This is a genomic window from Corallococcus carmarthensis (genome assembly GCF_003611695.1).
GTDB lineage: Bacteria > Myxococcota > Myxococcia > Myxococcales > Myxococcaceae > Corallococcus > Corallococcus carmarthensis.
This window is the reverse complement of sequence record NZ_RAWE01000073.1, coordinates 15,074-39,923: the sequence shown is the minus strand read 5'-3', so window position 1 is coordinate 39,923 and position 24,850 is coordinate 15,074. Positions and strand designations below refer to the sequence as shown.

At 69.6% G+C, this 24,850-nt stretch carries 22 protein-coding genes and 1 pseudogene; 11 read left to right on the top strand and 12 right to left on the bottom strand.

Annotation, left to right across the window (positions count from 1 at the left end; genetic code table 11):
- Positions 1-195, bottom strand: a pseudogene (locus tag D7X32_RS20600) (uracil-DNA glycosylase); the annotation flags it as partial.
- Between the two features lie 232 nt (positions 196-427).
- Between D7X32_RS20600 and D7X32_RS20595 the strand changes: the two are divergent.
- The 3 genes from D7X32_RS20595 to D7X32_RS20585 all read left to right on the top strand — a co-directional run bounded on the left by D7X32_RS20595 (position 428) and on the right by D7X32_RS20585 (position 2,699).
- Positions 428-1,372, top strand: coding sequence for a quinone oxidoreductase family protein (locus tag D7X32_RS20595; RefSeq protein ID WP_147450201.1), 945 nt, complete (start codon positions 428-430; stop codon positions 1,370-1,372).
- Positions 1,373-1,450: 78 nt separating this feature from the next.
- A complete protein-coding gene (locus D7X32_RS20590; protein ID WP_158625721.1) occupies positions 1,451-2,035 on the top strand; it encodes a TetR/AcrR family transcriptional regulator in 585 nt (194 codons plus the stop codon).
- A 100-nt stretch (positions 2,036-2,135) separates the two neighbouring features.
- Entirely contained in the window at positions 2,136-2,699 is a 564-nt protein-coding gene (locus D7X32_RS20585; protein ID WP_120604268.1) for an NADPH-dependent FMN reductase, read from the top strand.
- A 4-nt stretch (positions 2,700-2,703) separates the two neighbouring features.
- Here the strand turns inward: D7X32_RS20585 and D7X32_RS20580 are convergent, their stop codons facing one another.
- A complete protein-coding gene (locus D7X32_RS20580) occupies positions 2,704-3,522 on the bottom strand; it encodes a helix-turn-helix domain-containing protein (protein WP_120604267.1) in 819 nt (272 codons plus the stop codon).
- Positions 3,523-3,668: 146 nt separating this feature from the next.
- Between D7X32_RS20580 and D7X32_RS20575 the strand changes: the two genes are divergently transcribed.
- From D7X32_RS20575 to D7X32_RS20560, 4 genes are all read left to right on the top strand, one after another.
- Positions 3,669-4,076, top strand: a complete 408-nt coding sequence (locus D7X32_RS20575; protein WP_120604266.1) for a hypothetical protein — start codon at positions 3,669-3,671, stop codon at positions 4,074-4,076.
- 76 nt (positions 4,077-4,152) lie between these two features.
- A complete protein-coding gene (locus D7X32_RS20570; protein ID WP_147450200.1) occupies positions 4,153-5,082 on the top strand; it encodes a hypothetical protein in 930 nt (309 codons plus the stop codon).
- A 151-nt stretch (positions 5,083-5,233) separates the two neighbouring features.
- Positions 5,234-5,776 (top strand): hypothetical protein, encoded by a 543-nt coding sequence (locus D7X32_RS20565; protein WP_244239103.1) that lies wholly within the window; start codon positions 5,234-5,236, stop codon positions 5,774-5,776.
- A 9-nt stretch (positions 5,777-5,785) separates the two neighbouring features.
- Positions 5,786-6,262 carry an SMI1/KNR4 family protein gene (locus tag D7X32_RS20560; protein WP_120604263.1) on the top strand — a complete coding sequence of 159 codons (477 nt, stop codon included), beginning with the start codon at positions 5,786-5,788 and terminating at the stop codon, positions 6,260-6,262.
- Between the two features lie 13 nt (positions 6,263-6,275).
- Here D7X32_RS20560 and D7X32_RS20555 read toward each other — a convergent pair whose 3' ends face one another.
- Complete coding sequence (locus tag D7X32_RS20555) at positions 6,276-7,178, bottom strand: LysR family transcriptional regulator (RefSeq protein WP_120604262.1); 903 nt, start codon at positions 7,176-7,178, stop codon at positions 6,276-6,278.
- A 115-nt stretch (positions 7,179-7,293) separates the two neighbouring features.
- Between D7X32_RS20555 and D7X32_RS20550 the strand changes: the two genes are divergently transcribed.
- Positions 7,294-8,352, top strand: a complete 1,059-nt coding sequence (locus D7X32_RS20550) for an SDR family oxidoreductase (protein WP_120604273.1) — start codon at positions 7,294-7,296, stop codon at positions 8,350-8,352.
- Between the two features lie 117 nt (positions 8,353-8,469).
- Here D7X32_RS20550 and D7X32_RS46000 read toward each other — a convergent pair whose 3' ends face one another.
- Positions 8,470-8,676: a hypothetical protein gene (locus D7X32_RS46000; RefSeq protein ID WP_167506491.1), complete on the bottom strand. Its 207-nt coding sequence runs from the start codon at positions 8,674-8,676 to the stop codon at positions 8,470-8,472.
- Between D7X32_RS46000 and D7X32_RS20545 the strand changes: the two genes are divergently transcribed.
- Positions 8,601-9,104: an SgcJ/EcaC family oxidoreductase gene (locus D7X32_RS20545; RefSeq protein ID WP_279635597.1), complete on the top strand. Its 504-nt coding sequence runs from the start codon at positions 8,601-8,603 to the stop codon at positions 9,102-9,104. The two genes, D7X32_RS46000 and D7X32_RS20545, sit on opposite strands and share 76 nt — an antisense overlap.
- Here the strand turns inward: D7X32_RS20545 and coaBC are convergent.
- The 5 genes from coaBC to D7X32_RS20520 form a co-directional block, all read right to left on the bottom strand.
- On the bottom strand, positions 9,090-10,307 hold the full coding sequence (gene coaBC, locus D7X32_RS20540; RefSeq protein WP_120604261.1) for a bifunctional phosphopantothenoylcysteine decarboxylase/phosphopantothenate--cysteine ligase CoaBC: 1,218 nt from the start codon (positions 10,305-10,307) through the stop codon (positions 9,090-9,092). The genes D7X32_RS20545 and coaBC overlap by 15 nt on opposite strands.
- A gap of 40 nt (positions 10,308-10,347) precedes the next feature.
- The gene (locus D7X32_RS20535) at positions 10,348-13,326 is read right to left on the bottom strand and encodes a carboxypeptidase-like regulatory domain-containing protein (RefSeq protein WP_120604260.1); all 2,979 of its coding nucleotides are present in this window, start codon (positions 13,324-13,326) and stop codon (positions 10,348-10,350) included.
- A gap of 111 nt (positions 13,327-13,437) precedes the next feature.
- Positions 13,438-14,730 carry a Stp1/IreP family PP2C-type Ser/Thr phosphatase gene (locus D7X32_RS20530; protein ID WP_014396319.1) on the bottom strand — a complete coding sequence of 431 codons (1,293 nt, stop codon included), beginning with the start codon at positions 14,728-14,730 and terminating at the stop codon, positions 13,438-13,440.
- Positions 14,731-14,787: 57 nt separating this feature from the next.
- A complete protein-coding gene (locus D7X32_RS20525) occupies positions 14,788-15,300 on the bottom strand; it encodes an FHA domain-containing protein (RefSeq protein ID WP_120604259.1) in 513 nt (170 codons plus the stop codon).
- Positions 15,301-15,370: 70 nt separating this feature from the next.
- Positions 15,371-15,985, bottom strand: coding sequence for a hypothetical protein (locus D7X32_RS20520; protein WP_120604258.1), 615 nt, complete (start codon positions 15,983-15,985; stop codon positions 15,371-15,373).
- Between the two features lie 110 nt (positions 15,986-16,095).
- Here D7X32_RS20520 and D7X32_RS20515 point away from each other — a divergent pair, with 110 nt between their 5' ends.
- Positions 16,096-16,290, top strand: coding sequence for a hypothetical protein (locus D7X32_RS20515; RefSeq protein WP_120604257.1), 195 nt, complete (start codon positions 16,096-16,098; stop codon positions 16,288-16,290).
- 15 nt (positions 16,291-16,305) lie between these two features.
- Here the strand turns inward: D7X32_RS20515 and D7X32_RS20510 are convergent, their stop codons facing one another.
- The 3 genes from D7X32_RS20510 to D7X32_RS20500 form a co-directional block, all read right to left on the bottom strand.
- Positions 16,306-16,923: a DUF2716 domain-containing protein gene (locus tag D7X32_RS20510; protein ID WP_147450199.1), complete on the bottom strand. Its 618-nt coding sequence runs from the start codon at positions 16,921-16,923 to the stop codon at positions 16,306-16,308.
- A 187-nt stretch (positions 16,924-17,110) separates the two neighbouring features.
- Complete coding sequence (locus tag D7X32_RS20505; protein WP_120604255.1) at positions 17,111-17,650, bottom strand: hypothetical protein; 540 nt, start codon at positions 17,648-17,650, stop codon at positions 17,111-17,113.
- Positions 17,651-17,761: 111 nt separating this feature from the next.
- Positions 17,762-19,171, bottom strand: a complete 1,410-nt coding sequence (locus D7X32_RS20500) for an RluA family pseudouridine synthase (RefSeq protein ID WP_244239101.1) — start codon at positions 19,169-19,171, stop codon at positions 17,762-17,764.
- Positions 19,172-19,549: 378 nt separating this feature from the next.
- On the opposite strand from D7X32_RS20500, the gene D7X32_RS20495 reads away from it, so the two are divergent.
- Complete coding sequence (locus D7X32_RS20495; protein WP_244239100.1) at positions 19,550-24,754, top strand: cupredoxin domain-containing protein; 5,205 nt, start codon at positions 19,550-19,552, stop codon at positions 24,752-24,754.
- Positions 24,755-24,850 lie beyond the last annotated feature (96 nt).

Below are 24,850 nucleotides of genomic sequence, written 5' to 3'. Positions count from 1 at the left end.
CTCGGGGGCCTTGGTCCGGGCGATCATCGAGCGCACGGACGAGGCGGCGGCGCGCTGCTGCTGAAGCTCGGCGGCGACCTTCGCGTCGACGAGCAGCGTGCGGCCCGCGCTCTCCTCCTGCCAGAGGAGGTGGCGGCGCACGTCCTGGAGCACGTCGGCCAGCTCCTGCGCGGAATCAGGCGTGTCGTCGTTCACGGTGGGCGATCGGTATCGGAGGGGCTGCCCTGGTGCAAGGAAGCAGCCGGGGAAGTTGCCTGTCCGCTTAACCCACCGGGAGGGCCTCCGCCATCTTCCGGGCGGAAGCACTGAACGCGCCCCGGGTGCGTCCCGGGGGAACCTCATGGACGACCTGATGGCCTCATTTACTTGCTGGCACGACAAGCAAATATTAATTCGAAGGCGGAGTCATCCGCGTCGGGAGAGCGCAATGAGAGCAGTCAAGGTCGAGCGGTTGGGCGGGCCTGAAGGACTGGTGCCGGGTGAGGTCCCTGCGCGGGTCCCCCAGGCCGGCCAGGTCGTCGTCGCGGTCGAGGCCGCGGGGGTCGGACTGGTGGACGCATTCCAACGGCGCGGCCTGTTCCCAGGCTTTGATCAGCCCGGCTTCGTTCCAGGTGCGGAGGTCGCGGGCAAGGTGACCCGAGTGGGTTCGGAGGACGCGCGCGAGTGGCTCGGCAAGCACGTCTTCGCGCTGGTCCGCACCGGGGGTTACGCGGAAGAGGTCGTGGCCGAACCGGCCCAGCTCATTCCCATTCCGCCGGGCCTGTCGTCCGTGGAGGCGATCGCCCTGGGCATCAATGCGCTCGTGGCGCAGTTCTCCCTCTTGCGCGCGGGGCTTCGGGCCGGGGAGCGTGTCCTGGTTCGCGGCGCGGGCGGTGGCATCGGGATGAGCGTCGTCCAGCTCGCGGTGTCACAGGGCGCGCGGGTCACGGCCATCACCACCGAGGCGCGTGCTTCGTCGCTGGCCGGGCTGGGCATTGAAAGCGTCGTGGATCGCCAGGCCGCCAGCGGGCTTCCGGGCGGGTTCGACGTCATCGTGGATCCGGTGGCCGGCCCCCAGCTGGCGACCTTCCTCCAGAAGCTGCGTCCCAATGGGCGCTATGTGCTGAATGGCGTCGCCGCGGGGTTTCCCGCTCCCGACTTCGGGACAGGATTCCTGACGGGCTTCGCCCACTCCCCCACGCTTTCGCTCCTGAGCCTTGATTCGATTGATCCGGCGGAGCAGTCCGCCGTGGGACAGTCCCTGTTCGAACTGGCGGTCACCCGGCGGCTGGTGCCTCGGGTCGGGAAGACCTTCCCCCTGGAGCAGGCAGCCCAGGCGCATGCGGTGCTTGAAGAGGGTCAGGTCACGGGCAAGATCGTCCTGCTCGTGTGAAACACCCCCAGGAAGAACATGAAGCAGCGGCGGACACGCAGGACGCAGGAAGAAAGACGTGACGAAGCCGCACGCCGGATGCTTGCGGCCGGGGCACGGCTCGTCGCGGAGCGAGGGACCGACGCACTGACGCTCGCGGAGGTCGGCAAGGCCGCCGGCTACAGCCGGGGGCTGCCCGCGCATCACTTCGGCTCCAAGGCGGAGTTCCTGCGCGAGCTGATGCGCTACGTCGCAGCGGAGTTCCGGACCGCGATGGAGGCCTTCAGCATCGAGGAGGGCCTGCCCGCCCTCCTGAAGATGCTGGGAGGCTTCCTCCAACAGCCGACGTCGGATCACTCCCGGCTCTGCGCCTTGCGGATCGTCCTGTCCGAGCCGGGTGCCGGTCCGCCGCTTCCCCCTGACATCGCGACGCTGAAGCAGCAGACGCTCCACGCCTTCGAGCAGCGGATCCGCCAGGGCATCGCGCTGGGACAGATCCGGCACGAGGTCGACCCCCGGACGATGGCCCTCCTCCTGGTCATGACCCTCTGCGGCACGATGGGACAATGGCTGGAGGATCACACGTTCAATCTGGATGCGGCCGGGGCCCAGATGTCGGCGTTCGTGCAGCACGGCCTGGCGGCTTCCGCCCCTTCCATGAAGGGTGCGCAGGGCTCTGGTTGAATCAGGACACACGTGCGGCGAACCGCCCTTGGCCACAGGGCGGACGCGGAGAAGATGCCGGGCGCTGATTCCACGCCCATTTCCCAGGAGTTCCCCGCACATGATCAAGGTGGCCATCGTCGTTGGCAGCACCCGGCCGGGCCGCAAGGCGGACAAAGTCGCCAGCTGGGTCCACGACATCGCGAAGAAGCGCAGCGACGCCACGTACGACATCGTCGACATCCAGGACTTCCAGCTGCCCCTGCTGGACGAGCCGACCCCGCCGTCCATGGGCAAGTACACGCAGCCGCACACCCAGAAGTGGGCCGCGACGGTGGCGGGCTACGACGCCTACGTCTTCGTCACGCCCGAGTACAACCACGGCACGTCCGGCGCGCTGAAGAACGCGCTCGATTTCGTCTACGGCGAGTGGAACAACAAGGCCGCCGGCTTCGTGGGCTACGGCAGCGCGGGCGGCGTGCGAGCGGTGGAGCAGTTGCGCCTCGTCGCCGCGGAGCTGCAACTGGCCACGGTGCGCGCGCAGGTGCAGCTGTTCCTCGCCACGGACTTCGAGCATTACACCGTCTTCAAGCCGGATCCGCACAAGGAGAAGCAGGTGAACACGCTCCTGGATCAGGTCGTCTCATGGGGCACGGCGCTGCGCACGGTGCGCTTGAAGCCGTAGCGCCTCAGGTGTCCTGGCGGGCCCGCTCCGTGGCGGCCCGCCGCAGTGCCTCCGCCGTGTCCGGGTCCGCGGGGAAGAACGACTCGATGGCCAGCTCCGCGAGCGTGATGTCCACGGGCGTGCCGAACACGGTGGTGGTGCTGAACAGGGACAACCGTCCCAGCGACGTGCGCACGCGCAGGGGCACCACCACGCCCGCGAAGTCGCGCGCCTTCGCGTCCGGGGCGGCCTCCGGTACCGGGTAGCCCTTCAGCTCCTCCAGGAGCGCCGCGAGCGTGGCGTCCGCGGTGACGTCCACCTGACGGTGCAGCCGCGTGAGGACGTGGTCGCGCCACTGGCGCAGGTTCTCGATGCGCGGCGCGAGCCCGGACGGGTGCAGGCTCAGGCGCAGGACGTTGACGGGGGGTTGGAGCATCTCTGGTGCCACGTCCGACAGCAGCACGCCGACCGCGCGGTTCGCGGTGACGAGCGTCCAGTGCCGGTCCACCGCGAGCGCCGGGTATGGCTCATGGCCGGCGAGCACCAGCTCCACGGCCTCGCGCGTGGCGTTGAGCGCGGGGTCCTCCAGGGGGCGCTCGGAGAAGACAGGGGCAAAGCCCGCCGCCACCAGCAGGCCGTTGCGATCGCGCAGGGGCACGTCCAGTTCCTCCGCCAGGTGGAGCAGCATCTCGCGGCTGGGCTGGGAGCGGCCGGTCTCCAGGAAGCTCACGTGCCGGGTGGAGACCTCCGCTCGCAGCGCGAGATCCATCTGGCTCAGCCCGCGCCGCTGACGCCAGCCGCGCAGCAGCTCTCCCACGGGACGGCTCTGCTGAAGGCTCGTCATGGACGGGAAGATAGGGGCGCCACGTCAGCGCTTCCATTCCCTCGGAGGTAATCGACACCGCGCGGGCCGGCTCGCATCTTGTCCATCAACGACGGATGGCTTCACGGCCTCCGCCGCTTCCACTCCTTCGCAAGGAACCGTGTGCCATGAGCCTCAAGAACGTGTCGGGAAGTCTGTTGCGCCGCGCGCTGCTGCTGGACGGCGTCGCCAGCGGAGCCATGGGGTTGTTGATGGCGGTGGCCGCGGGGCCCCTGGGTCCGCTGCTGGGCCTGGAGCCGGGGCTCTTGCGAGCGGCGGGGCTGGGGCTCCTCCCCTTCGCGCTGCTGCTCGGGTACCTGGCGTCGCGAGCCACCCTGCCCTCCTGGCCCGTTTGGTTCGTGGTCGCGGTGAACGCGCTGTGGGTGGTGGACAGCGTGCTCCTGATGACGCACGGCCCGACGGCGCCCACGGGGCTCGGGGTGGCGTTCGTCACGGCGCAGGCGTTGGCGGTCGCGGTGTTCGCTGCGCTGGAGTACGCGGGCCTGCGGCGTGGCACCTCGGCGGCGCTGGCTTGAGCGAATGTCCGGTTCGCGCGGCCCGGGATTCACGCCGTGCCGCGCGGCCCGCCGGGCGTTGTTATCGTGAAGGGACATGGCTTCCTCTTCTCGCCCGTGGCTGGTCATCTCAGCGTTGTCCTCCGGAGTCCTGGGTTGCGCCACGCTCGGAGGCGCACAGGGTGGAGACCTGGTGACGCTGCGCTACGGCTGGCCGGAGCAGACAGCCATGCGGGTGATGCACACGGTGGATGTGCGCACGGACTGGAGCGGCCGGATGACGGCGCAGCGCCGGTATGGGATGCGGCTCGGTCCCGTGGATGAGGACGGCCGCCGGCGGTTGGTGGTTCAGGATGTGGAGATCCTCGACGCCCCCTTCCCCGCGTTCGTGGAGCCGCTGGCCACGTCCATCATCGACGCGCAGGGGGACTTCCAGGGGATTGATCCGCTGGAGGACGGCCCCGGTCAGGACCTGCTGGACGCGCTGCCGGTCAGCCCCCGGAAGAAGGCCCAGATGGCCAGGGCGCTCACGAATGGCCTGGAACAGGACGCCCGCAACCGCTGGAACGAATGGGTGGGCAGCTGGCACGGGGCGCGCTTCAAGCCGGGGAGGACGGAGGTCGTGGCGACGACGATGTCCGTGGGCACGGGCCGCAAGAAGACCGAGGAGGTCTCCGCGGAGGAGCGCCTCCGGCTGGACGTAGGCGTGCCCTGCTCCGAAGCCGATCCAGAGCCCCGGTGCGCGAGGCTGAAGGTCGTGCGGGAGCCCGTCGGACAGACGGACGAGACGCCAGGACGGTACGCGCACGTGGAGCTGGAACTGGTGACGGATCCGGCGACGCTGCTGCCGTATTCGTCACGCGTCATCCGCATGGACCGTGTGAACTGGGCCGCGGAGGGTGACACGCCCGACTACCACGAAGCCGTGCACGTGGAGCAGCACACCTTCCTGCACGGGGTGGAAGGTGCGCCGGGACAGGTCGCGTCGGTGGGCTTCGGTCAGTTCATGCCCACGTTGGCGAAGTAGCCGCGGCCTGTTTGGCGGGCAGGTGCTCACCGCGCTATCACGCTCAGCCGTGACAACTCTTCTGCCCATCCCGCGTGCCGCGAGCGCGGCAATCGTCCTGACTCTTCTCGGGTGTGGCTCTGCCACTGTCGGCTCGGTGGGCAAGCCCGCCATGGGGAAGTGGGTGGGGCCCGTCGTCAGGACACCGGACGGAGGACAACTCCGGACGACCATCTATTACGGGCCCTGGCAGTGCAGCGCCGCGTTCCTTTCGCGCTGCGAGTCGAAGTGCGCGGCGCAGGGACACGCCCTGATGGGTTGCATGTGGCTTGCGGATATCAAGGGAGACTGGCAGGGACGCTACCTGTTCATGCCCGCGGAAGCCGGTGGGCGCTTGGCCATCACCCACTGCTGCTGCGACTACCCGAAGGTGGCGGACGGACAGTGGCGGCGTAACACGTGGCAATCCGCGCGGGAGTCCTTCCGCCGCAAGTGGAGTTCAGAGTTCGGAGAGTGGCCGAAGACGAACGGCGGAGAGAACTGGGCCGGGCATCACATCTTCGATCTCGCGCACGGTGGTGCCCCTACAGCCGCTGGCAACGTCATCCCCGTCCCTGGGGACGTCCACAAGGTGCTCACCAACGAGTACCCCGCCTGCTACGCCCCTGGCGGCAAGTGGCTCGCGCCGGGCCCAGAGCGACCCTACGCGGATTGAGGAGCGACCATGTCAATGAAAAGCCTTCTCGCTGAAGTCTCGCGACTCCATTACCCCCGTCCGCCCGCCACGCCCGAGCAGATCGCTGCCTTTGAAACACGCATGGGATGGAAGCTCGACGAGGACCTGCGAGCCCTCTATCTGCACTGCAACGGAGCGACGCTCTTCGCCCCGCTCCCGGACGTGAACTACCACCTGCTCCCGTTGGAGCGCATCGAGCGCGCGCGCACTGCCATCCTGGGGCGAGACGACGACAGCGCTGGAGCGGCAACGCACTACTGCGTGGTGGACATGCAGGACGGCGACTACGTCCTCGTGGACGTCGCGCAGCAGGCAGGCGGAAGCTACCCACTGCTCGACGCGTTCCACGAGACGTATCCAGAAGAGGCTCCGCGTATCGCGGCGTCCTTCGAGGAGTTCCTGGAGAAGGCTCTGTGCAGCGGCAACCGCTCGTTCTGGCTGAGCAGCGAACCGCCGGAGGAATAGGGCCTTGCCCGGTTCAGCCCATGCCCAATTCGCCGAAGTAGTCGAGAAACGCCCGGATGCGCGCCGGGAGGTGCCTCGCGGGATCGAGGTACACCGCATGGAAGACGACGGTGTCCCCTGGGTTGCGTTCCTCCAACACGGCACTGAGCCGTCCGGCCTTGATGTCGTCGCGCACCTGGAACGCCGCGATGCGCGCGAGACCAGCACCCGCGAGCGCCAGGTGCCGCAGGGCTTCGCCGTCGCTGGCGAACAGGGCCCCGGAGACGGGCACGTTCACGGTGGTGCCACGCTCCACGAAGGGCCAGTGCTCCAGCGCGGGCGTGTGGCTGGCTCCCATGCGCGTGTGCCGTTCCAGCTCCGCGGCGGACTTCGGCGTGCCCATGCGCTTCAGATAGACCGGCGCGCCGACGATGACCTTGCGCGTCTCGCCCAGCCTGCGCGCGATGAGGTTTGAGGACTTGAGCGGCCCCGCTCGGATGGCCACGTCCGCGCGATCCTCGAGCAGGTCCACGACCTGATCCGTGAGTCCGATGTCCAGGCGGATGCCCGGGTAGCGGGCCTGGAACGCGGGCACCTGGGGCAGGAGGAAGTGCGTGCCATAGGGCACGTTGGTGTTGATGCGCACGCGGCCTGACGGCGCGTCATGCGACGTGACGCCGCGCTCGGCTTCGTCCATTTCCGCGAGCACCTGCACGCTGCGCTCGTAGAAGACGCAGCCCTCCGAGGTGAGCTGGAAACCCCGCGTGTTGCGGTGCACGAGCCGTGCGCCCAGGCGGGCTTCCAGCCGTGCGACGAGCTTGCTGACCGCCGAGGGTGTCATCCGCAGCGTGCGCGCCGCCGCGGAGAAGCCCTCCTGCTCGACGACCCGGACGAAGACTTCCATCTCTCCGGAGCGATTGATTTCCAGACGCGCCATGGAATTGAACTCACAAGCCTTGTGCCCGGGACGGCTCTACCCCTCGACAGGGCCCGCGAATACTAGACCCGTGCGGCCCGGAAACGGATCCACGTGGGGCCGCATGGAGAACCCCATGTCTGCTCCCAAGAACGTGGCCCTGGTTGTCGGGGCCAATGGAATCGCTGGCCTCAACTTCATCGAACACCTGGAAGCGCTCGGCGGCTGGGAGGTCATCGGCCTGTCGCGTCGCGGAGGCGAAGCGCGGGAGGGCGTGCGCTTCATCCCGGTGGACCTGCTCGACGCGGCGGACAGCCGCGAGAAGCTGAGCGGCCTGACGCAGGTGACGCACATCTTCTACGCCGCCTACCAGGACCGGCCGACGCCCGCGGAGCTGGTGGCGCCCAACGTCGCCATGCTCGTCAACGTGGTGAGCGCGGTGGAGCCCGTCGCCAGGAACCTCCAGCACATCAACCTGATGCAGGGATACAAGGTCTACGGCGCGCACCTGGGCCCGTTCAAGACGCCCGCCCGCGAGACGGACGCGCCGCACATGCCGCCCGAGTTCAACGTCGAGCAGCAGAACTTCCTGGAGCAGAGGCAGCAGGGCAAGGCGTGGACGTGGTCCGCGCTCCGCCCGTCCGTCGTGGTGGGCTACGCCATGGGCACTCCGATGAACGCGGGGCTGGCCATCGCGGTGTACGCCTCCATGTCGAAGGAGCTGGGCATCCCGCTGCGCTTCCCCGGGCCGCCGTCCGCGTACGACATCCTCCTGGACGTCACGGACGCGAGGCTCCTGGCGCACGCCATGCTCTGGGCGGCGACGAACCCGAAGGCCGCCAACCAGGCCTTCAACATCAACAACGGCGACCAGTTCCGCTGGAGCGAGCTGTGGCCGCGGATCGCGCGCATGTTCGAGCTGGAGGTGGCCCCTCCCCTGCCCATGTCGCTGGTGGACGTGATGGCGGACAAGGCACCGCTCTGGGACGCGATGGTGGCGAAGCACGGGCTCGCGCCGCATCCCTACAAGGACATCGCGCCGTGGCGTCATGCGCACGGGGTGTTCTCGACGAACTTCGACTTCCTCGCGGATACGTCCAAAGCGCGCCGGCACGGGTTCCAGGAGCACATCGAAACGGAGGCGAGTTTCCGCGAAGTCTTCGCGGACTACCGCCGCCGCAAGGTCATTCCCTGAGCGCTTCCACGACGAGCGAGCGGAAGTAGCGCGCCCCCGGGTCCACATCCGTCCGGGTGTGCCAGCTCGCTCACTGGCACTTCGCGCCCGTCCGCCAGAATGCTGCTTGGTGCCGTTCTACCCTGGCACGAGCTTTTGACCTACCTCAACAAAGCGCTTTAGAACCAGTTCAGCGTGTCGCTTCACGATGTTCTTACTGGCAATGCGGTTGCTTGTGTTGAACGGGTCCAGCTTGTTTGAGTCAATGAGTGCCAGGAGCTGCACATCCGCAATCAACTGGTCCCGCGTTTCTCGGTACTCTCGCTCCAAATCATCAATGTCCATGGCAAGCCACTTCACCATGGGGTTGCGGGTCTGACCAGGGAGACGCACAGGCCTATGCCTCCTGCTTCACGGAGGACGTGGACTACGTCGCCTTCGACGGCAGCCACATCCAGGGACGACAGGCCAATGCGGAGGCCCACCAGGCCCTCTTCGACGGCGTCCTCCGGGGATCCGTCCTCGACGGCGGGATGAAGTCCCTGCGCTTCCTCGGACCGGACGTGGCGCTCATCCACACCGAAGGCGTCATCAAGCTGCGCTGGCAGCGCAAAGCGCCCAAGGGACGGCGCTCCATCCAGACCACGGTCGCCGTGAAGCGTGACGGCGTCTGGTACTTCACCGCCTTCCAGAACACCCGCATCCAGCCACCCAACGCCTTCGCGCGACTGATGCTGCGGCTGATGACGCCGAAGCGCTCAGCCGCGCGGTGACACGAGCAGCAGCGACAGGATCTCCCCCGCCACCGCACGCTTGCTGCCGTGCAACACACGGTCGGCGCCACCGCGAGAAATCACCGTCACGCGGTTCGTGTCCGTGCCGAACCCAGCGCCCTCGGCGGTGACGTCGTTGGCGACGATGGCGTCCAGCCCCTTGCGCTCCAGCTTCTCGCGCGCGTGCTCCACCACCCGCTCCGTCTCCGCCGCGAAGCCCACCAGCACCGGACGCCTCGCCCTGCCCGCCACCTTGCGCGACGCCTCCAGCAACACGTCCGGCGTGCGCACCAGCTTGAGGTTCTCCGGGCCCTCGCCCTTCTTCACCTTCTGCGGCGCTCGCGTCTCCGGTCGCCAGTCACTCACCGCCGCCGTGGCGATGAACGCGTCCGCGGACTCCACGCGCGCCAGCACCTCGCGCGCCATGTCCTCCGCGCTCACCACGTCCACCACCTCCAGGCCCGTGCGGTCCACGGGGCCCACCGGCCCCAGCACCACTGTCACCGTCGCGCCCAGCGCTCGCGCCTCGTGCGCCAGCGCCATGCCCATCTTCCCCGTGGACGGATTGGAGATGAACCGCACCGGATCCAGGTACTCGCGCGTGGGGCCCGCCGTCACCAGCACCGTCTTGCCCGTGAGCGGACCGCCACCCAGCCTCGCCGCCACCGCGGACACGATGGCGCCCACGTCCGCCAACCGGCCCGAGCCCACGTCGCCGCACGCCAGCATCCCCGCGCCCGGCCCCACCGTGCTGAAGCGCGCCTCCGTCAGCAGCGATGCCACGTTCTCCTGCGTCCGGGTGTTCTCCCACATCGCCACGTTCATCGCGGGCGCCAGCACCACCGGCCCCTTGAAGGCGAGCAGCGACGTCGTCACCGCGTCACCACCGAAGCCCGCGCGGATCTTCGCGATCAGGTCCGCCGTCGCGGGCGCCACCACGTAGACCTCGCCCCAACGGGCCAGGTCCAGGTGGCCGAAGTTCCCCTCCTGCGCCGGGTCGAAGTAGTCCGTCAGCGGCGGGTGCCCCACGAGCGCCTGGAAGGTCAGCGGGGTGACGAACTGGCGCGCGGCCTCTGTCATGGCCACTCGCACCTCCGCGCCCGCGCGGCCCAATTCACGCACCAGCTCGCAGGCCTTGTATGCCGCGATGCCGCCACCCACGCCGACGATGATCCGGCGACCCTTCAGAGCCGATGCGTCCATGCGGCTTCATTACGCGCCAGCCCGTCCGGTCGCAACACGACTACCGCAGGGATACCTCACCCTGGGAGGGAACCTCCACCGCGCGCACCACCGGACCCGTCCCCGGCATCTCCGCGTGGAAATAGCCCCACACCAGCGTGTAGCGGCCCGGCCGCAAGCCCTGCACCACCACCCGCTCCGACATGGGCTGGTACACGAGCTGCGCATAACGCGAGCGCAGCAACTCCGTGGGCGGGTTGCCCACCGCACCCACGTCGCCCGGCACCACCCACAGCGCCTTGCCCCGCTCCGGCTGGAGCAGCACCGTCACGGAGCCCGTGCCCGGCACCGGCCCCAGGTCCAACGTCATGTCCGCGCCCGCCACCTGCACCACCACCGCCGGCTCACCCATGCCCCCGCGAGGCCCCACCACGAAGCGGTAGCTGCCCGGCGACAGGTCCGCGCTGTAGCGGCCATCCGCGCCGGTGATGAGAGACACCGTCTCGCTGCGGTCCGCGTTGAGCCCCTCCACCTGCGCGCCCGCCGCGGGCTGCCCGTCCGCCCGGTACACCCGGCCCGTCAGGTGCGTCGCGGGCTTGAGGGTCAGCTCCACCGGCGCCGTGCTGCCGCGCGGCACCTCCTGCGTGCCACTCACCTTGCCCTTGCGCGCGGACACCGTGAAGCGAGGCACGAAGGGCGGACTCGCCAGCGTGAAGTTGCCGTCCGGCCCGGACAGCACCGACCCGTCGCACACGTCGCACGTCACCACCGCGTCCGCCACCGCGCCACCGGACGCATCGCGCACGCGGCCGGACACCGACGGGGCCTTCACCAGCACGATGTCGCCCATGTCCTGCGGCGTCGCCGGGCGATCCACCACCTGGGGCTCGTACCCCGCCGCGTCCACCGCGACGATGAGCCGGTCACCCGCCGTGGACAGCGGCAGCTCGAAGCGGCCGTCCGGGCTGTTCACGTCGTGCTCGTCCACGCGGAAGCGGCGCACCGACTGGCCGGAGTCATCCACCACGCGGCCCCGGAACGTCGTGCGCCGGTGCATCTTCACCTGCACCGGCGGCCCGCCCGGCTTCGCCTGCGGCCGCTCCATCGCGTCGTAGCCCGCGTGGCGCGCCTCCACCACGTAGGTGCGGTCCGGCTTCAGCGCGCGGAACTCGAAGTGGCCGCTCGAATCCGACTGCGTGGGCTGCGCGACGCGCGGCGACACGCTCATCGCCGCGCCCACCACCGGCTGGCCGTCCTCATCCACCACGTCGCCCGAGAGCTGCGCGCCGGCCTCCAGCTCCACCGTCACCTGCTGCCGGGCACCGTCCTGCACCGTCACCGCCTTGGGCGCCGACTGCAGGTACTCCGGATGCGACGCCACCAGTTGGTACGTCCCCGGCGGCAGCCCGCGCATGGGCACCACGCCGTCCGGTCCGGAGGGACGGTCGCTGCGGAAGATGTTCTCCGGATCCGCCCACATCACCACGTCCGCGCCCTCCACCCGCCGGCCGCCACTGGACACCGTCACGTCCGCGCCCGCCTTCGCCTCCAGCGACAGCGTCACGTCCGTCGCGGGCGCCGTCGCCTGCACGCTGCCGCCGCCCCACTCGGAGTGGTGCGCGTGCAGCGTGTAGAGCCCCGGCATGGGCACCGGCGCCGAGAAGTGGCCGTCCTCGCCCGCGTTCACCACCTCGCCGGTGGGCTGCACCAGCACGGACACGCCCGCCGCGGGCCGGCCGTACTCATCGATGACCTGCCCGCTGATGACCGTGGCCTTCGCCAGCTCCAGCTCCAGCGGCGTCTCGCCCTGCACCACGCGCGCGGGCAATTGCGCCGCGGTGAAGCCCTCCGCCTGGCCCTCCAGCACGTACTCGCCCGGCGCCAGCGGCCCCAGCTCCGCCAGCGCCCCGGTGGGCACCGCGTCGCGGCGGATGAGGTCGCCCGCCACCGTGCGCAGCAGCAGTTGCGGGTTGGGTACCGGCTGGCCCTCCTCGTCCACCACCGTGACGAGCAGCCGGCCCGCGGCCTCCAGCACCAGCGTCACCTGCGTCACCCGCTGCGACAGCGTGAGCGTCTGGGGCGCGGAGCCGAAGCCCGGCGCCTCCGCCGTCACCACCACCTCGTCCGGGTACAGGCCGTTGAAGCGCACCGGCCCACCCTGCGCCTCCGTGTGCTCCTCGCGCGTCAGGTGATCGCCCCGCAGCCGCACCGTCGCCGCCGCCGGCGCTCCGTCGCGCGTCACCCGCACCTCCAGCGTGCGCGACGGCGTCAGCTTCAGGCGCAGCGGCTGAGAGTCCGCTTCCACCTGCTGCGCCACCGCGGGCTGGAAACCCTCCGCGTCCGCGAGCACGTAGAAGGGCCCCTCGCCCAGGCCCGACAGCGTGAAGGCTCCACCCGCGCCCGCCACGGCCTCGAAGGGCAGCGGCACCTTGCGCGACACCGCGCGCACGCGCGCCCCGGGCTTCGCATGGCCGGAGTCATCCACCACCGTGCCGGTGATGCTCCGGAGCGGCGGCAGATACAGCTCCACCGCCTCGCCCGGCGCGGCCCGGTCCTTGAGCGCCACGCCCAGGCCCGCCGAGCGCGCCCAGACGGTGAAGGACACGCCCGCCAGATGCTCGAAGCGGAACTTCCCTTCCGCGTCCGAGCGCACCGTGGCGCGCGCCGTGAGGAAGCCCTGCTGCTGTTCGAAGAAGGCCCGCGTGTGCAGCGCCGTCTCATGCGCGGTGCAGGCCAGCAATGCCAGGCCGCACTCGTCGCACCGCACGTCCGCCAGCGTCCGCTCCGCCGAGGCCGCGAGCGACACCTCCGCGTCCGCCACCGGCCGGCCGTTGCCATCCAGCACGCGCCCGGTGAGCGTCAGCCCCTCCTGCGCGCCGGAAGACACCGTCACCGCGTTGAAGGCGGGCATCCCCTGGCGGATGGAGCTGGCGGAGACGGGCGAGACGGGGCGCGAGGCTGGAGCGCCCCACCGGGGCCCCAGCACGATGGCGGCGAGCGCCAGCACGGCGGCCACCACGATGAAGACCCATTTGCGCATGTGTACGCGGCCGGGACCTTACTCCCAGGCCGGCCCCCCAACGACGGTTTCCCCCGGGAAATTCCAGAGCGTCCTCTTGAAGACGTCCCGGGGGGCGGTGGGGTTCCCTGCTCAGTCCTCGGCGAACGGCTGGATGGCCTGCGCCACCGCCAGTTCCTGCCGGGCCTCGCTCAGCTCCGAGTTCGTGGCGCGGAGCCGGTCGCTCAGCACCTGCACGAAGCTCCAGAGCATCTTCACCGCCAGGATGGCCTCGCGCTTCATCAGCCCCATCAGGTCCGAACGGGCGATGACCATCGTCCGCGTGGGCTCCGTGGCGCGCACCGTGGCGGACCGGGGCGCGTTGTCGATGAGGCCCATCTCGCCGAAGTGGCCGCCCGAGCGCAGCTCCGCGATCTCCACGCCGTTCTTCTCGATGGCCACCCGGCCCCGGATGACGACGAAGAGCTCCTCGCCCGGCTGCCCCTCCACCACGATCTCCCGACCCGCCGGGTAGGTGCGCGTGGTGGCGATGGACAGCACCGCCGTCTGTTCCTTGTACGTGAGGTGGCGGAAGAGCGGGATCTTCCGCAGCGCCTCCATGCGCGACTGCGCCTCGCTCGTCTCCTCGCTGGCGAGCGCCGCGCTGTCGCCGGCCACCTTCACCACCACGGCGGTGATGTTGTCCTTGCCGCCGCGCTCGTTGGCCATCTCCACGAGCTTGCGGGGCAGGTCCCCGGGCTGTAGCCCCGCGACCAGGGGCAGGATCTCCTCGTCCTCGATGTAGCCGTGCAGGCCGTCCGAACAGAGGAGGAACACGTCGCCGGGCATCAGGTCCACGATGAGCGTGTCGACCTGGACGGACTCCTGGATGCCCACCGCACGGGTGATCACGTTGCGGTACTGCGAGGTGGCCGCCTGCTCCTTGGTGATGGTGCCGGCCTTGAGCTGCGCGGCGACGAGCGTGTGGTCCTCGGTGAGCCGGTGACACTGCCCGTGCCGCACCAGGTACACGCGGCTGTCGCCCACGTGGCCGATGACGCCCTTGTTGCCGCCCACCGCCAGGCACACGAACGTCGTGCCCATGCCGCGCTTGGAGGCGTCCGTCATCGCCGTGCGGTAGATGTCCGCGCACGCGCGCTGCACCGCCACCTCCACCAGCGCGGCCGCCGCGGAGCGGCTGTCCGCCGTGGGGTTCTGCGCCAGGTCCTTGAGCAGGTGCCGGTTGGCCGCGATGTGCTGCTTGACGACCTCCGTGGCCCGCGCGCTGGCGACTTCACCCGCGGCGTGTCCGCCCATGCCATCGGCGACCATGAACAGGCCGAGCGACGCGTCCACCATCATCGCGTCTTCGTTGTGTTGCCGTTTCCGGCCGACATCGGTCAGCCCGAAGGCTTCTGTGGTCAAGGCCACCGCGAACGCTCCCATCCGTGCCTAGAGGGTGACTCCGCACGTTACGCAGGCCGCCGAAGACGTGGCAAGGCTTCAGGACTGCAGCCGCACCGCCAGCAGGCGCGCGAAGCCGCCGGCCGTGTAGAAGCTGACCTCCACCTGACCGAAGCGCAGCCGCATTCCGTCCTCCAACGGCCTGGGTTTGCGGGCCAACAGCCGGCTCCCGGCCGCGTACGAGCCGTTCTTCGAGCCCGCATCCGTCAGCAGAAAACCGGTATCCCCAGACTCCCGCGAAAACCACGCGTGAAATCGGGACACACTGCCGTCATCCAGGACGACGTCGTTGTTGCCGGTGCGCCCCACGGTGATGCCCCGGCCGAAGGCGTTGCCCTGGGACTTGAGCAGCGGGAAGACGACGGGTTCGTCCTGCCCGAGCGTGGGCGGGCCCGCGTTGGTCACCGTGCGCAGCGGGTACTCCTCCAGGTCGGAGGGAGGCTCCGTGCCCAGGGGAGGCGTGAAGAGGAGGACCGCCGCGGGGAGTCCCCGTTCGAACTCCTCGCGGTTGCGCAGGTAGCGCGCGACGTGGGCACTGAGCAGCTCGGCCATGGACGTGGACGCGGCCCCCTACCCGCACCGGCAGGCGGGGCCGCTCTCGCTCATGGAGTGTACCGCGCCCCTACCGCCAATCCGCGAAAAATCCGACGTTCACGCCACCCACGAAGTCACGCGCGAAGCTGCGGTTCTTGAGGCCGAACGGCTCCGAGTAGCTCAGCGCGAGCCCCACGCCCACGTCCCGCGGCAGCTGGTAGCCAATCTGGAAGCGGCCCTGGACGCTGCCGGCGGTGCGGCGGTCCGGGGGCTGGGTGGTGAAGTGGGCGCCGTAGAAGGTGGGGCCGCCCGTCACCTGGAAGCCCCAGTGGATGTTGCCCGGCAGGTGGTTGCGGTAGCCGAAGCCCGCCTGCACGGTGTGCTCATAGTAGGAGGACACCGGCAGGATGAACCCCTGCAGCGCCGTGTCGGGCAGCGACGCCGCCCACCCCACCCCACCCTCCAGGACGGCGATCCACGCGTCCTTGCGGTCCTGGAAGATGGTGAACTCCCACTGCAAGCGCAGGTTGGGGATGACCGCGCCGTTGTTGAACTGCGTGCCCAGGAACACGCCCCGGGGCAGCCATGCCGGCGTGGGAGACACGTGGCCCCGCAGGTCCTCCGCTTCGCGCGACTGCGCGGCGGCGGACGTGGAAACCAGGGCAAGCGAAACAACCAGCAATGCGCGAGCGAGGTGGAGCATGGGTCCCTATCCACCGTGGCAGCGCGCACTTGTCAACGAAGTGTTCCGTTGGCTATGACACGCAGCGCCCTTCTGCCCGTCGCGGGAGGTCACCAGGAGCGGAACACCGAATGCCAGTCGTCACGGTCCGGGCCAGCAGCAAGCAGGGTCCGGCGCAGCTCGACACGCTGGTCCGCAAGGTCACGCAGAAGACGTCGGGACTCCTGGAGGAGAACGACCGGGTGCTGGTCGTCTACAGCGAGGGGCGCGCCAACCTCTACTACGAGGGTGCGCCCCGCCCGCGCGCCGTGCCGCGGCCGGACTGACGTTCCGGCTTCACCTCAGTCGTCGGGTCCCAACCTGCGCGCGCGCTGGAAGAGCGCCGGCGGGTTCCGGTCCACGGCGGCGATGAGGCGGTGTCCCAGGAGCTCGTAGGTCTCCGTTTCGATGGGGCCCCGGCCCGGGGCTTCCAGCCCGTCGAAGTTGCCCACGCGGTAGCGCGCCGCGAAGACGAAGTGGAAGTCCGGCGGCGCGAAGAGGTGTTCGGGGTCCCCCGCCGGGTGGACGTCCATGGCCCAGCGCGGTTCGAACGACGGCGGATGGATGCCGCGCTCCACCAGCTCCATGTGTTCGCGCGTGTAGAGCCCGGTCATCTCCTGCAGCGTCGCGCCGGCCTCGAAGCGGACGTGCGGGTAGAGGCGGTAGCAGGGGTGCTGGGGATCCAGCGCGTAGAGCCAGCCGCCGGGAGGAGTGAGCTCGCGGAACACGGCGAGCATCCGCTCCGACAGGTCGCGGTAGAGCGCCAGGCGGGCGTCGTGCTCCAGGCGGAAGAAGTCGTCGCCGACGACGAAGCGCACGCTGCCCTGCTCCGGCGGAGGCCACGGATGGTCCAACGCGTGGCGCTCCGCATCGCCTGACAAAGGCAACCAGGCTTCGGGTTCCGGTTTGAGTTCGAGCACGACCGCTGCCCCCCACGTCGCGAAAGCCCGGGTATGCGCGCAACCCGGGAATCACGCAAGCACCTGGCGGGAAGGGTCCGGGCCTGTGCATGGCATTCGACGCCCACCGCGACGTGGGCCGGAGATGGGCGTTCGCGGAGGCCACATCCGGTGTCACGCGGTGGACGGCGGGATTGCGCCCGGTGACTCAGGGCAGCTCCACCTCGTCACCCAGGAACGTGTAGCCAAAGGACCCCACGCGGGTGCCCTGTCCGTCCGACACCTCCTCGAACGCGCCTCGCACCACCGTTCCCGCGTAGTCGAGGGTGAGCTGGCTGCTCTGGATGCGGCCCTTGCCCAGGCGGAAGTCCAGCCAGAGGTTCTCTCCGAGCTTCGGGGGCACCGGGCACACGCGGATCTGATCCGGGCGCACGTCGCGCAGATCCTCGTACTCCACCTTGCCGCCTTCCGCGCCGGGCTCGGTGATGTTCCCGACGTAGGTGGCGGCGAGGGAGCACTGCAGCTTGTTCATCGTGATGAAGGCGTCACCGTCGTTGTAGACGTTGAAGCCCACGTCCAGCGCTCCCTCTGACTGCCTCGCGCCGGTGTCGAGCTGGAGCTCCAGGCCGTACGTCCCCTGGTACTTGCGTTTGATGTCGTCCTCTCCGCAGCCGGTCAGCGCCGTCGCGGCCAGCAGCAGGCCCGCGATGAAAGACTTCTGACCGGGGTTCTTGCGTGCGTAGGTCATGGGATTCCTCTCCAAGGTGGGGTGTCTGTTCCTGAAGGGCCTTCCCGCCCTTCCCTCTCGCTTGGTTTCCGCAAGCGCCGGGATTGATCAAACAATCCACCCAGTCTTGCTTCAGAAAGGCGCGGGCAACGTGAATGACAGACGCTCGTTCGTGCGTGGATGCACGAAGGCCAGCGCCTCGGCATGGAGCATCAGCCGCGCGTCCTCTCGTCCAAAGCGCGCATCCCCGGCGATGGGAACTCCCAGCCCCAGGCGATGTGCTGCATGGATACGCAACGTGGCGGCCGGATGGGTCGTGGGAATGAACTCCACCCGGGTCCGGGCCGCCTCGCGACGGAGGACCTTCCACGCGCTCACGGTCCGCTTGCCGTGGCGAGCGTCCACGCAGTCCTTCAGGGACGCGTGGGCCGTCGAGCGCAGCGGCAGGTCGATGACGCCGGCGTCTTCCTCCACGGGTCCGTCCACCCAGGCGACGTGGCGGTGCTCCGCCTCGCGTTGGGAGAACTGGCGCTGGAGCGAGGCGCGCGTCACCGCGTCGCGCGCGATGAGCAGGAGGCCGGAGGACTCTGTATCCAGTTCGTGGAGGAAGCTGGCGTGGACCAGGTCCGGGAACCGGAGCTGGAGCTGGACGAGCACCGAGTCGCGCGTGGGCGCATGGCGTCCGGGAAGCGTGGGCAGTCCCACGGGCTTGTCGACCACGAGCAGCCACGGGTCCTCATGAAGGACGCGCGGCCCGTCGGTGACGTTCTCGGTGGGTGACGGCAGCTCGACCGTCAAGCCTTGCAACATGTACGGCAGCACCGTGCCGCACTTGTTGTCACACGCCGGGTAGTACGCGCCGGACTCGCGGCGGCCATCGAGCGGTGGAGCGCCCCACCAGAACTCCGCGAGCTCCAGGGGCTTCAATCCGTTGCGAAAGGCATACGCCAACAGCTTGGGCGCCGCGCAGTCACCGGCGCCCCCTGGCGGCGAGCGTGGCGCGAAGAGCATGTCCAGGGTCTGGGTCTCGCCGCGCGCATTGGGAATGACATAGCCCCGGGTCACCTGGCGCCACAGGGCCCGCGAGCACTCGGCGCGCTGGTGCGCCACCTCCGCGCGGCGCGCTTCCGCCTCGCGCAGCGCGGCGGCATGGCCCGGCCCCCGCTGCCGCAGCGCCTCCACTTCCCGGCTCAACGCCGCGTGCTGGTGCTCCAGCGCGGCCAGCTCCGCCTCGCCCGCGGGCCAGAACTCCGCCCGGGCCACGGGATCGAACAGCGGCGGCACGAAGCCCTCCACCGTCCAGGCCCCGCCCAGCATCCCGGAGAACGCCCGGAGGAACCCGAACCGCCCCCCAGGCGCCGCGACCCCCAGCACGCCGAACATCTTGCCGCCACCGGGCCGCCACAACGCCTCCAAGCGCGCGGCGTCGCGGCCCAGCGCCTGCTGGAGCGCCTCCGCCGCCTTGCGGCCCCAGGCACTGGGGGGTCCGCGGCGGAACGGGCTCGCCAGCCGCTCCGGGGGGACCTCCCCGTTCGTATCCATCCAAAGCATCACAGTCGGTTCCATGAATTCAGTCGCTGGTGCGTCCAGCGGGCGCCGCACCCTGCTCCCTGATCTTCCTTTGAATCCTCTTAGAGAGGACGACCTCCAGCCTCTCCACCCCAACAAATCCAGAGCCTTGGGCGGCCTGTTTACTTCCGGTCAGCACCTCCCATAGTGAAATCACGTCACTTCAAGTCCGTCTGTGTTTCACCCAGTCCCTCGCCCGCCAACGGCAAGGGACCCTGAGAAGCTCTTCATTAAAAGACTCTCATCCACGACATCGGGCAATGCCGAGGGGGCGTTGTGTATCCACACCATAAGAGAAGCATTGCGTCACGACACGGTCGGACCGCGCTCTTCGCCGCGCTTTGCGGCGTGATGGCTTGCGGGCCGCGAGCGCCCGGTGACGCGGCGGGCACGGGCTCCACCGCGCAGGGCATCCAGATCGTCAACCTGCCGTACCGGGACAAGATCCTCCCGGACCCCGTCCCGCCTCCCTCCCCTGCCTGCGCGCGGACCGTCAGCGCGGAGGTGGTCGCCTTCGATCAGGTCTACACCTACAACCGCCTGGGTTCCTACAACCCGACGGGGATGATCTACGCGCTCCGCGACGACGTGGAGGCCATCGACGGCAAGCCCGGCCTGATTCCAGGCAACGTCCGACTGAAGGCGGACAAGCGCCCGCGCCCGCTCACGCTGCGCGCCAACGTGGGGGACTGCCTCACGGTCCAGTTCCACAACATGCTGGCGCCCACGCGCTCCGCCATCCCCAGCCCGTCCCAGTCGCAGCCGGGCGTGAGCCGGGCGTCGGGCTCCAGCAATGGCTGGACGTTCCTGCGCAAGGTGCTGCCCGCCTGGGTGCTGACGCCCACGTATGACCGGGTCAAGTCGCTGCTCCAGAACGCGCCCTCCGGCGGCTTCTGGGTCTACCCGGGCGACGAGGGCAAGTTCGACGACACGCACAAGGAAGACTCTCCGGCCACGCGCACCGCGTCCATCCACGTGCAGGGCCTGCAGTACTTCACCATGGGCTCGGACGGGGCCTGGGTGGGCAAGAACGCGAGCAGCCTGGTGAGCCCCGGCGCCAGCACCACGTACACCTGGTACGCGGACCACGAGGGCGTCTTCTTCTTCTACAGCATGGGCGCGTCGTTCGGAGGCCAGGGCGACGGCGGCTCCACGGTGCACGGCCTCTTCGGCGCCATCAACGTCGAGCCGCCGGGCGCGCGGTGGTACCGCTCCAAGGTCACGGGCAAGGCGCTGGAGGCCGTCACCACGTCCCGCAACCCCGACGGCACGCCCGTCATCGACTACGAGGCGAAGGACGGTTCGGGCCGGCCGCTGCTGGCCATCCTGGACGGGGACAACCGCATCCGCCACGGCGACCTGGAGGCGCTCATCACCGGCTACTCCAGCACGGAGGTGGGGACGTCCACCTCCAAGGACACGGGCAGCTTCCGCGAGTTCACCGCCATCTACCACGACGAGGTGAAGGCGGTTCAGGCCTTCGACGAGCTGGAGTGGAACCCCACGTTCCACAGCGTGCGCGACGGCTTCGGCATCAACTACGGCGTGGCCGGCCTGGGCGCGGAGTTGCTCGCCAACCGCGCGAAGATCGGTCCCACCAAGGACTGCGTCACCTGCGAGTACGAGGAGTTCTTCCTGGAGTCGTGGGCCAACGGCGACCCCGCGATGAACGTGGAGAAGGACGCCTCCGGCCGCGCCACCCAGGCGCTCTACCCGGATGACCCCACCAACGTGCACCACAGCTACCTGGGGGACCCGGTGCGCATCCGCAACATCCACGCGGGCCCCGCGGAGACGCACGTCTTCCACCTCCACGCCCACCAGTGGAAGTTCTCTCCCAGCGTGGAGACGTCCAACTACCTGGACTCGCAGACCATCGGGCCGGGCTCCACCTTCACCTACGACATCAACTACGGCGGCTCCGGCAACCGCAACTTCACCGCGGGCGACTCCATCCACCACTGCCACCTGTACCCGCACTTCGCGCAGGGCATGTGGGCGCTGTGGCGCGTGCACGACGTCTTCGAGGCCGGCACCAGCGACCGCCTCCTCCCCGACGCGGAGATCAAGAACGGCACGCCCAACCCCGCGGTCGTCCCGCTGCCCAACCGGGCGATGCCGCCCATGCCGACCTACGCCAGCACCACCGTCACGGACTCCAACGGCCGGCCGGTGACGCGCCCGGCGTTCCCCGGCTTCCCCTTCTACATCGCGGGCCTGTCGGGCCGCCGCGCGCCGCAGGCGCCGCTGGACCTGGATTACGACGGCGGCCTGCCCCGCCACATCGTCACGCGCGCCGTGGGCACCGTGACGTACGGCGCCTCCGGCCGCTTCGACGTGGACCCCGCCGCGCTCAACATCAAGCTGCTCCCCCACAACGGCACCCCCATGGAGAAGAACGCCATGGCGTTCCACGCGGGCGAGTTCCCCAACGCCTCCGGCGTCACCACCCTCTACGGGGATCAGGCCGCGGGCTACCCCTCGTACACGCCGCTGGGCGGCAGCGGGACGTTCAACGTCAACGGGCGCAAGGCGGTGGCGGGGGCGCCCTTCGCGGACCCCTGCCCCGCGAACGCGGGCGTGCGCAACTACCGCGCGGCCTACCTCCAGATCGACCTGCAGCGCATCAACCGCGCCGGGTGGCATGACCCGCAGGCCCGGCTGATGGTCCTCAACGAGGACGTGAACGCGACCCAGGACGGCCTGCGCCCGCCGGAGCCCTTCTTCTTCCGGGCCCAGTCCGGCGAGTGCATCAACTTCTATTCGACGAACCTCATCCCCAAGCACCTGGAGCCGGACGCGTTCCAGATCTACACGCCCACGGATGTCATCGGGCAGCACATCCACCTGGTGAAGTTCGACGTGACGTCGGCGGACGGCGCCGGCAACGGCTGGAACTACGAGGACGGCACGCTGTCCTCCGACACCGTGGCGGAGCGCATCCACCTGGCCAACGCGGCCGGCGGCGCCTTCGCGGCGGACGGCAACGTCGGTGAGACAGGCACGCGCGTGACGCTCACCGCCCCCGCGTCGCACCCGCGCATCAGCCGCGCGCCAGGCACGGCGCAGACCACGGTGCAGCGCTGGTGGGCGGATGACCAGTCCGCGCAGCGCACGCTGGAGACGGTCTTCACCCATGATCACTTCGGCCCGTCGTCGCACCAGCAGCACGGCTTCTTCGGCGCGCTCATCGTGGAGCCCAAGGGCTCCAAGTGGCGCGACCCGCGCACCGGCGTCTACTACGGCTCGCGCGTGGCGGACGGCGGCCCCACCAGCTGGCGCGCGGACGTCATCACCGCGGACCCCAGCCAGAGCTTCCGCGAGTTCACGCTGGGCTTCATGGACTACAACCCGCTCTACGACGAGTGCGGCCAGCCCGTGAACCCTCCCAACTACAAGGAGGACGCGCTGCCCTGGGCGGTCGGCTTCGAGTCCACCCCCATGCCGGAGGCCATCAGCGCCGCGGACCCGGGCGCCATGATGATCAACTACCGCAACGAACCCATCCCGGTGCGCATCTCCGCGCGCTCCTCACGCTGCGGCACCCGCAAGCTGCTCGCCACCAAGGCGGGTGAGATGTCCAACGTCTTCCGCTCGGACATCCACGGCGACCCGTACACCCCGCTGATGGCGGGCTACGAGGGCGACCGCATCAAGATCCGCCTGGTCCAGGGCTCGCAGGAGGAGCAGCACAGCTTCAACCTGCACGGCCACAAGTGGCTGCGCGAGGGCGGCGATCCGAACAGCGGCTTCCAGAACGCCCAGGCCATTGGCATCTCCGAACACTTCGAGTTCGAGCTGACCGGGGGCCTGCCCGCCATCGGCGGCACCTACGAGACGGCGGACTACATGTACATGAGCGCCTCCAACGGCGACCTCTGGAACGGCATGTGGGGCCTGATGCGCACGTACCGCAACAAGCAGAAGGGGCTGCGCTCGCTGGGTGACGTGGCGATGCTCGCGGTGGACCTGAACCCGCGGCTGGATCTGGCGGTGTCCGCGGGAGGCAAGGAGCCGCTCCAGGCCTACCCGCCCGTGGCGCTGCTGGAGATGCCGGAGCGCGCGGGCCTGCCCCGGTTGAGCGAGAGCGACGACACCATCCAGGCCTCCTACGAGATCAACGAGAAGGGCGAGGAGGTGAAGCAGCGCACCGTGACGTTCGCGCTGGAGGAGCGCGAGGAGATGCTGAAGATCGACCGGGAGCTGGTGCTCCAGTACGAGAACAGCGGGAAGCTGGGCACCAAGCCGGTGAAGGTGGACTCGTGCCCGCGCAACGCGCCGGTGCGGCTCTACAATGTATCCGCCATCGACGCGCGCAACTGGCTGCCCGGCGGACGGCTCGTCTACAACAGCAAGCACGGCTTCTATGATCCGGACGCGATCATCTTCGCCCGCGACGAGTACCTGTCCGACCTGAAGCTGGGCAAGCGCGCCCCGGAGCCGCTGGTCCTCCGCGCGCGGGCCGGCGAGTGCGTGCAGGTGGTGCTCACCAACCGGCTGCCCGCCACGGTGCCCACGAAGAAGGACGTGTGGGCGCACCACTCGGCCATCACGTCCAGCTTCAACGTCAACCAGACGCGGATGTCCAACCACGTCTCGCTGCACCCGCAGCTGGTCAACGTGGACGTGAACACGGACGACGGCGCGAACGTGGGCCTCAACGCCCAGCAGACGGTGCCGCCGGGCGCGACGCGCACGTACCGCTGGTTCGCGGGTGAGTTCAAGAGCTCGCCGTGGACGGCGCCGTTCCCGGTGGGTCTGGTGACGCCGACGGAGTTCGGCATCGTCAACCTGCGCAACATGGCGGACGTGGTGAACCACGGCATGCACGGCGCCATTGGCGCGCTGGTCATCGAGCCGAAGGACGCGGACTGGAGCACCGACTCCGGCACGGACGCGCAGGCGCGCGTGCGCTACACGCGCCAGGACGGCAGCAAGCAGACGTTCCGTGAGTTCGTCCTGCTCTACCAGGACGACCTGGGCCTGCACACCGACAACACCCGCTTCCAGGACTCCGGCACCAGCGGCCTGAACAGCGGCACGGCGCTGCGCAACACCAACGGCATCGACGACTCCCAGGACACCGGCCAGAAGGGCTTCAACTACCGCACCGATCCGCTGTGGGCCCGCCTGGGTGTGCCGCCGCAGACGCCGCCAGAGGACACGAACAACTACGACCTCACCGCCATCCTCAGCAGCACGGCCTACGGCGGCGACCCGGCCACGCCGGTGTTCACCGCCAAGGTGGGTGAGCCGGTGCGCTGGCGCGTGGGACAGCCGTCGGGCCACTCGCGGCAGCACGCGTTCGCCATCCACGGCGCGGAGTGGCGCCGCAACCCCTGGGCCGCGGGCGCGCAGTCGCGGGTGATGGGCCCCAACGCCACGTCGCCGGTCATCTCCACGCAGGGCGGTTCGTCCGTGATGCACCACTGGAACATCGTCCCGGAGTACGGCGCGGGCGGCGCCTACGGCGTCAAGGGCGACTACCTGTACCGCGACATGCCCAGCTTCCTCTGGAGCAGCGGCGGTCTGTGGGGCGTGTACCGGGTGGAGTAGCCCCGGTGCCCTCCCCGGGCGGCGCGGCGGTGGAAGGTTCCCCTTCCCCTCGCGCCGCCCCCTCCTCCTTCCTGGCCTCACCTCTTCGAACCGCCC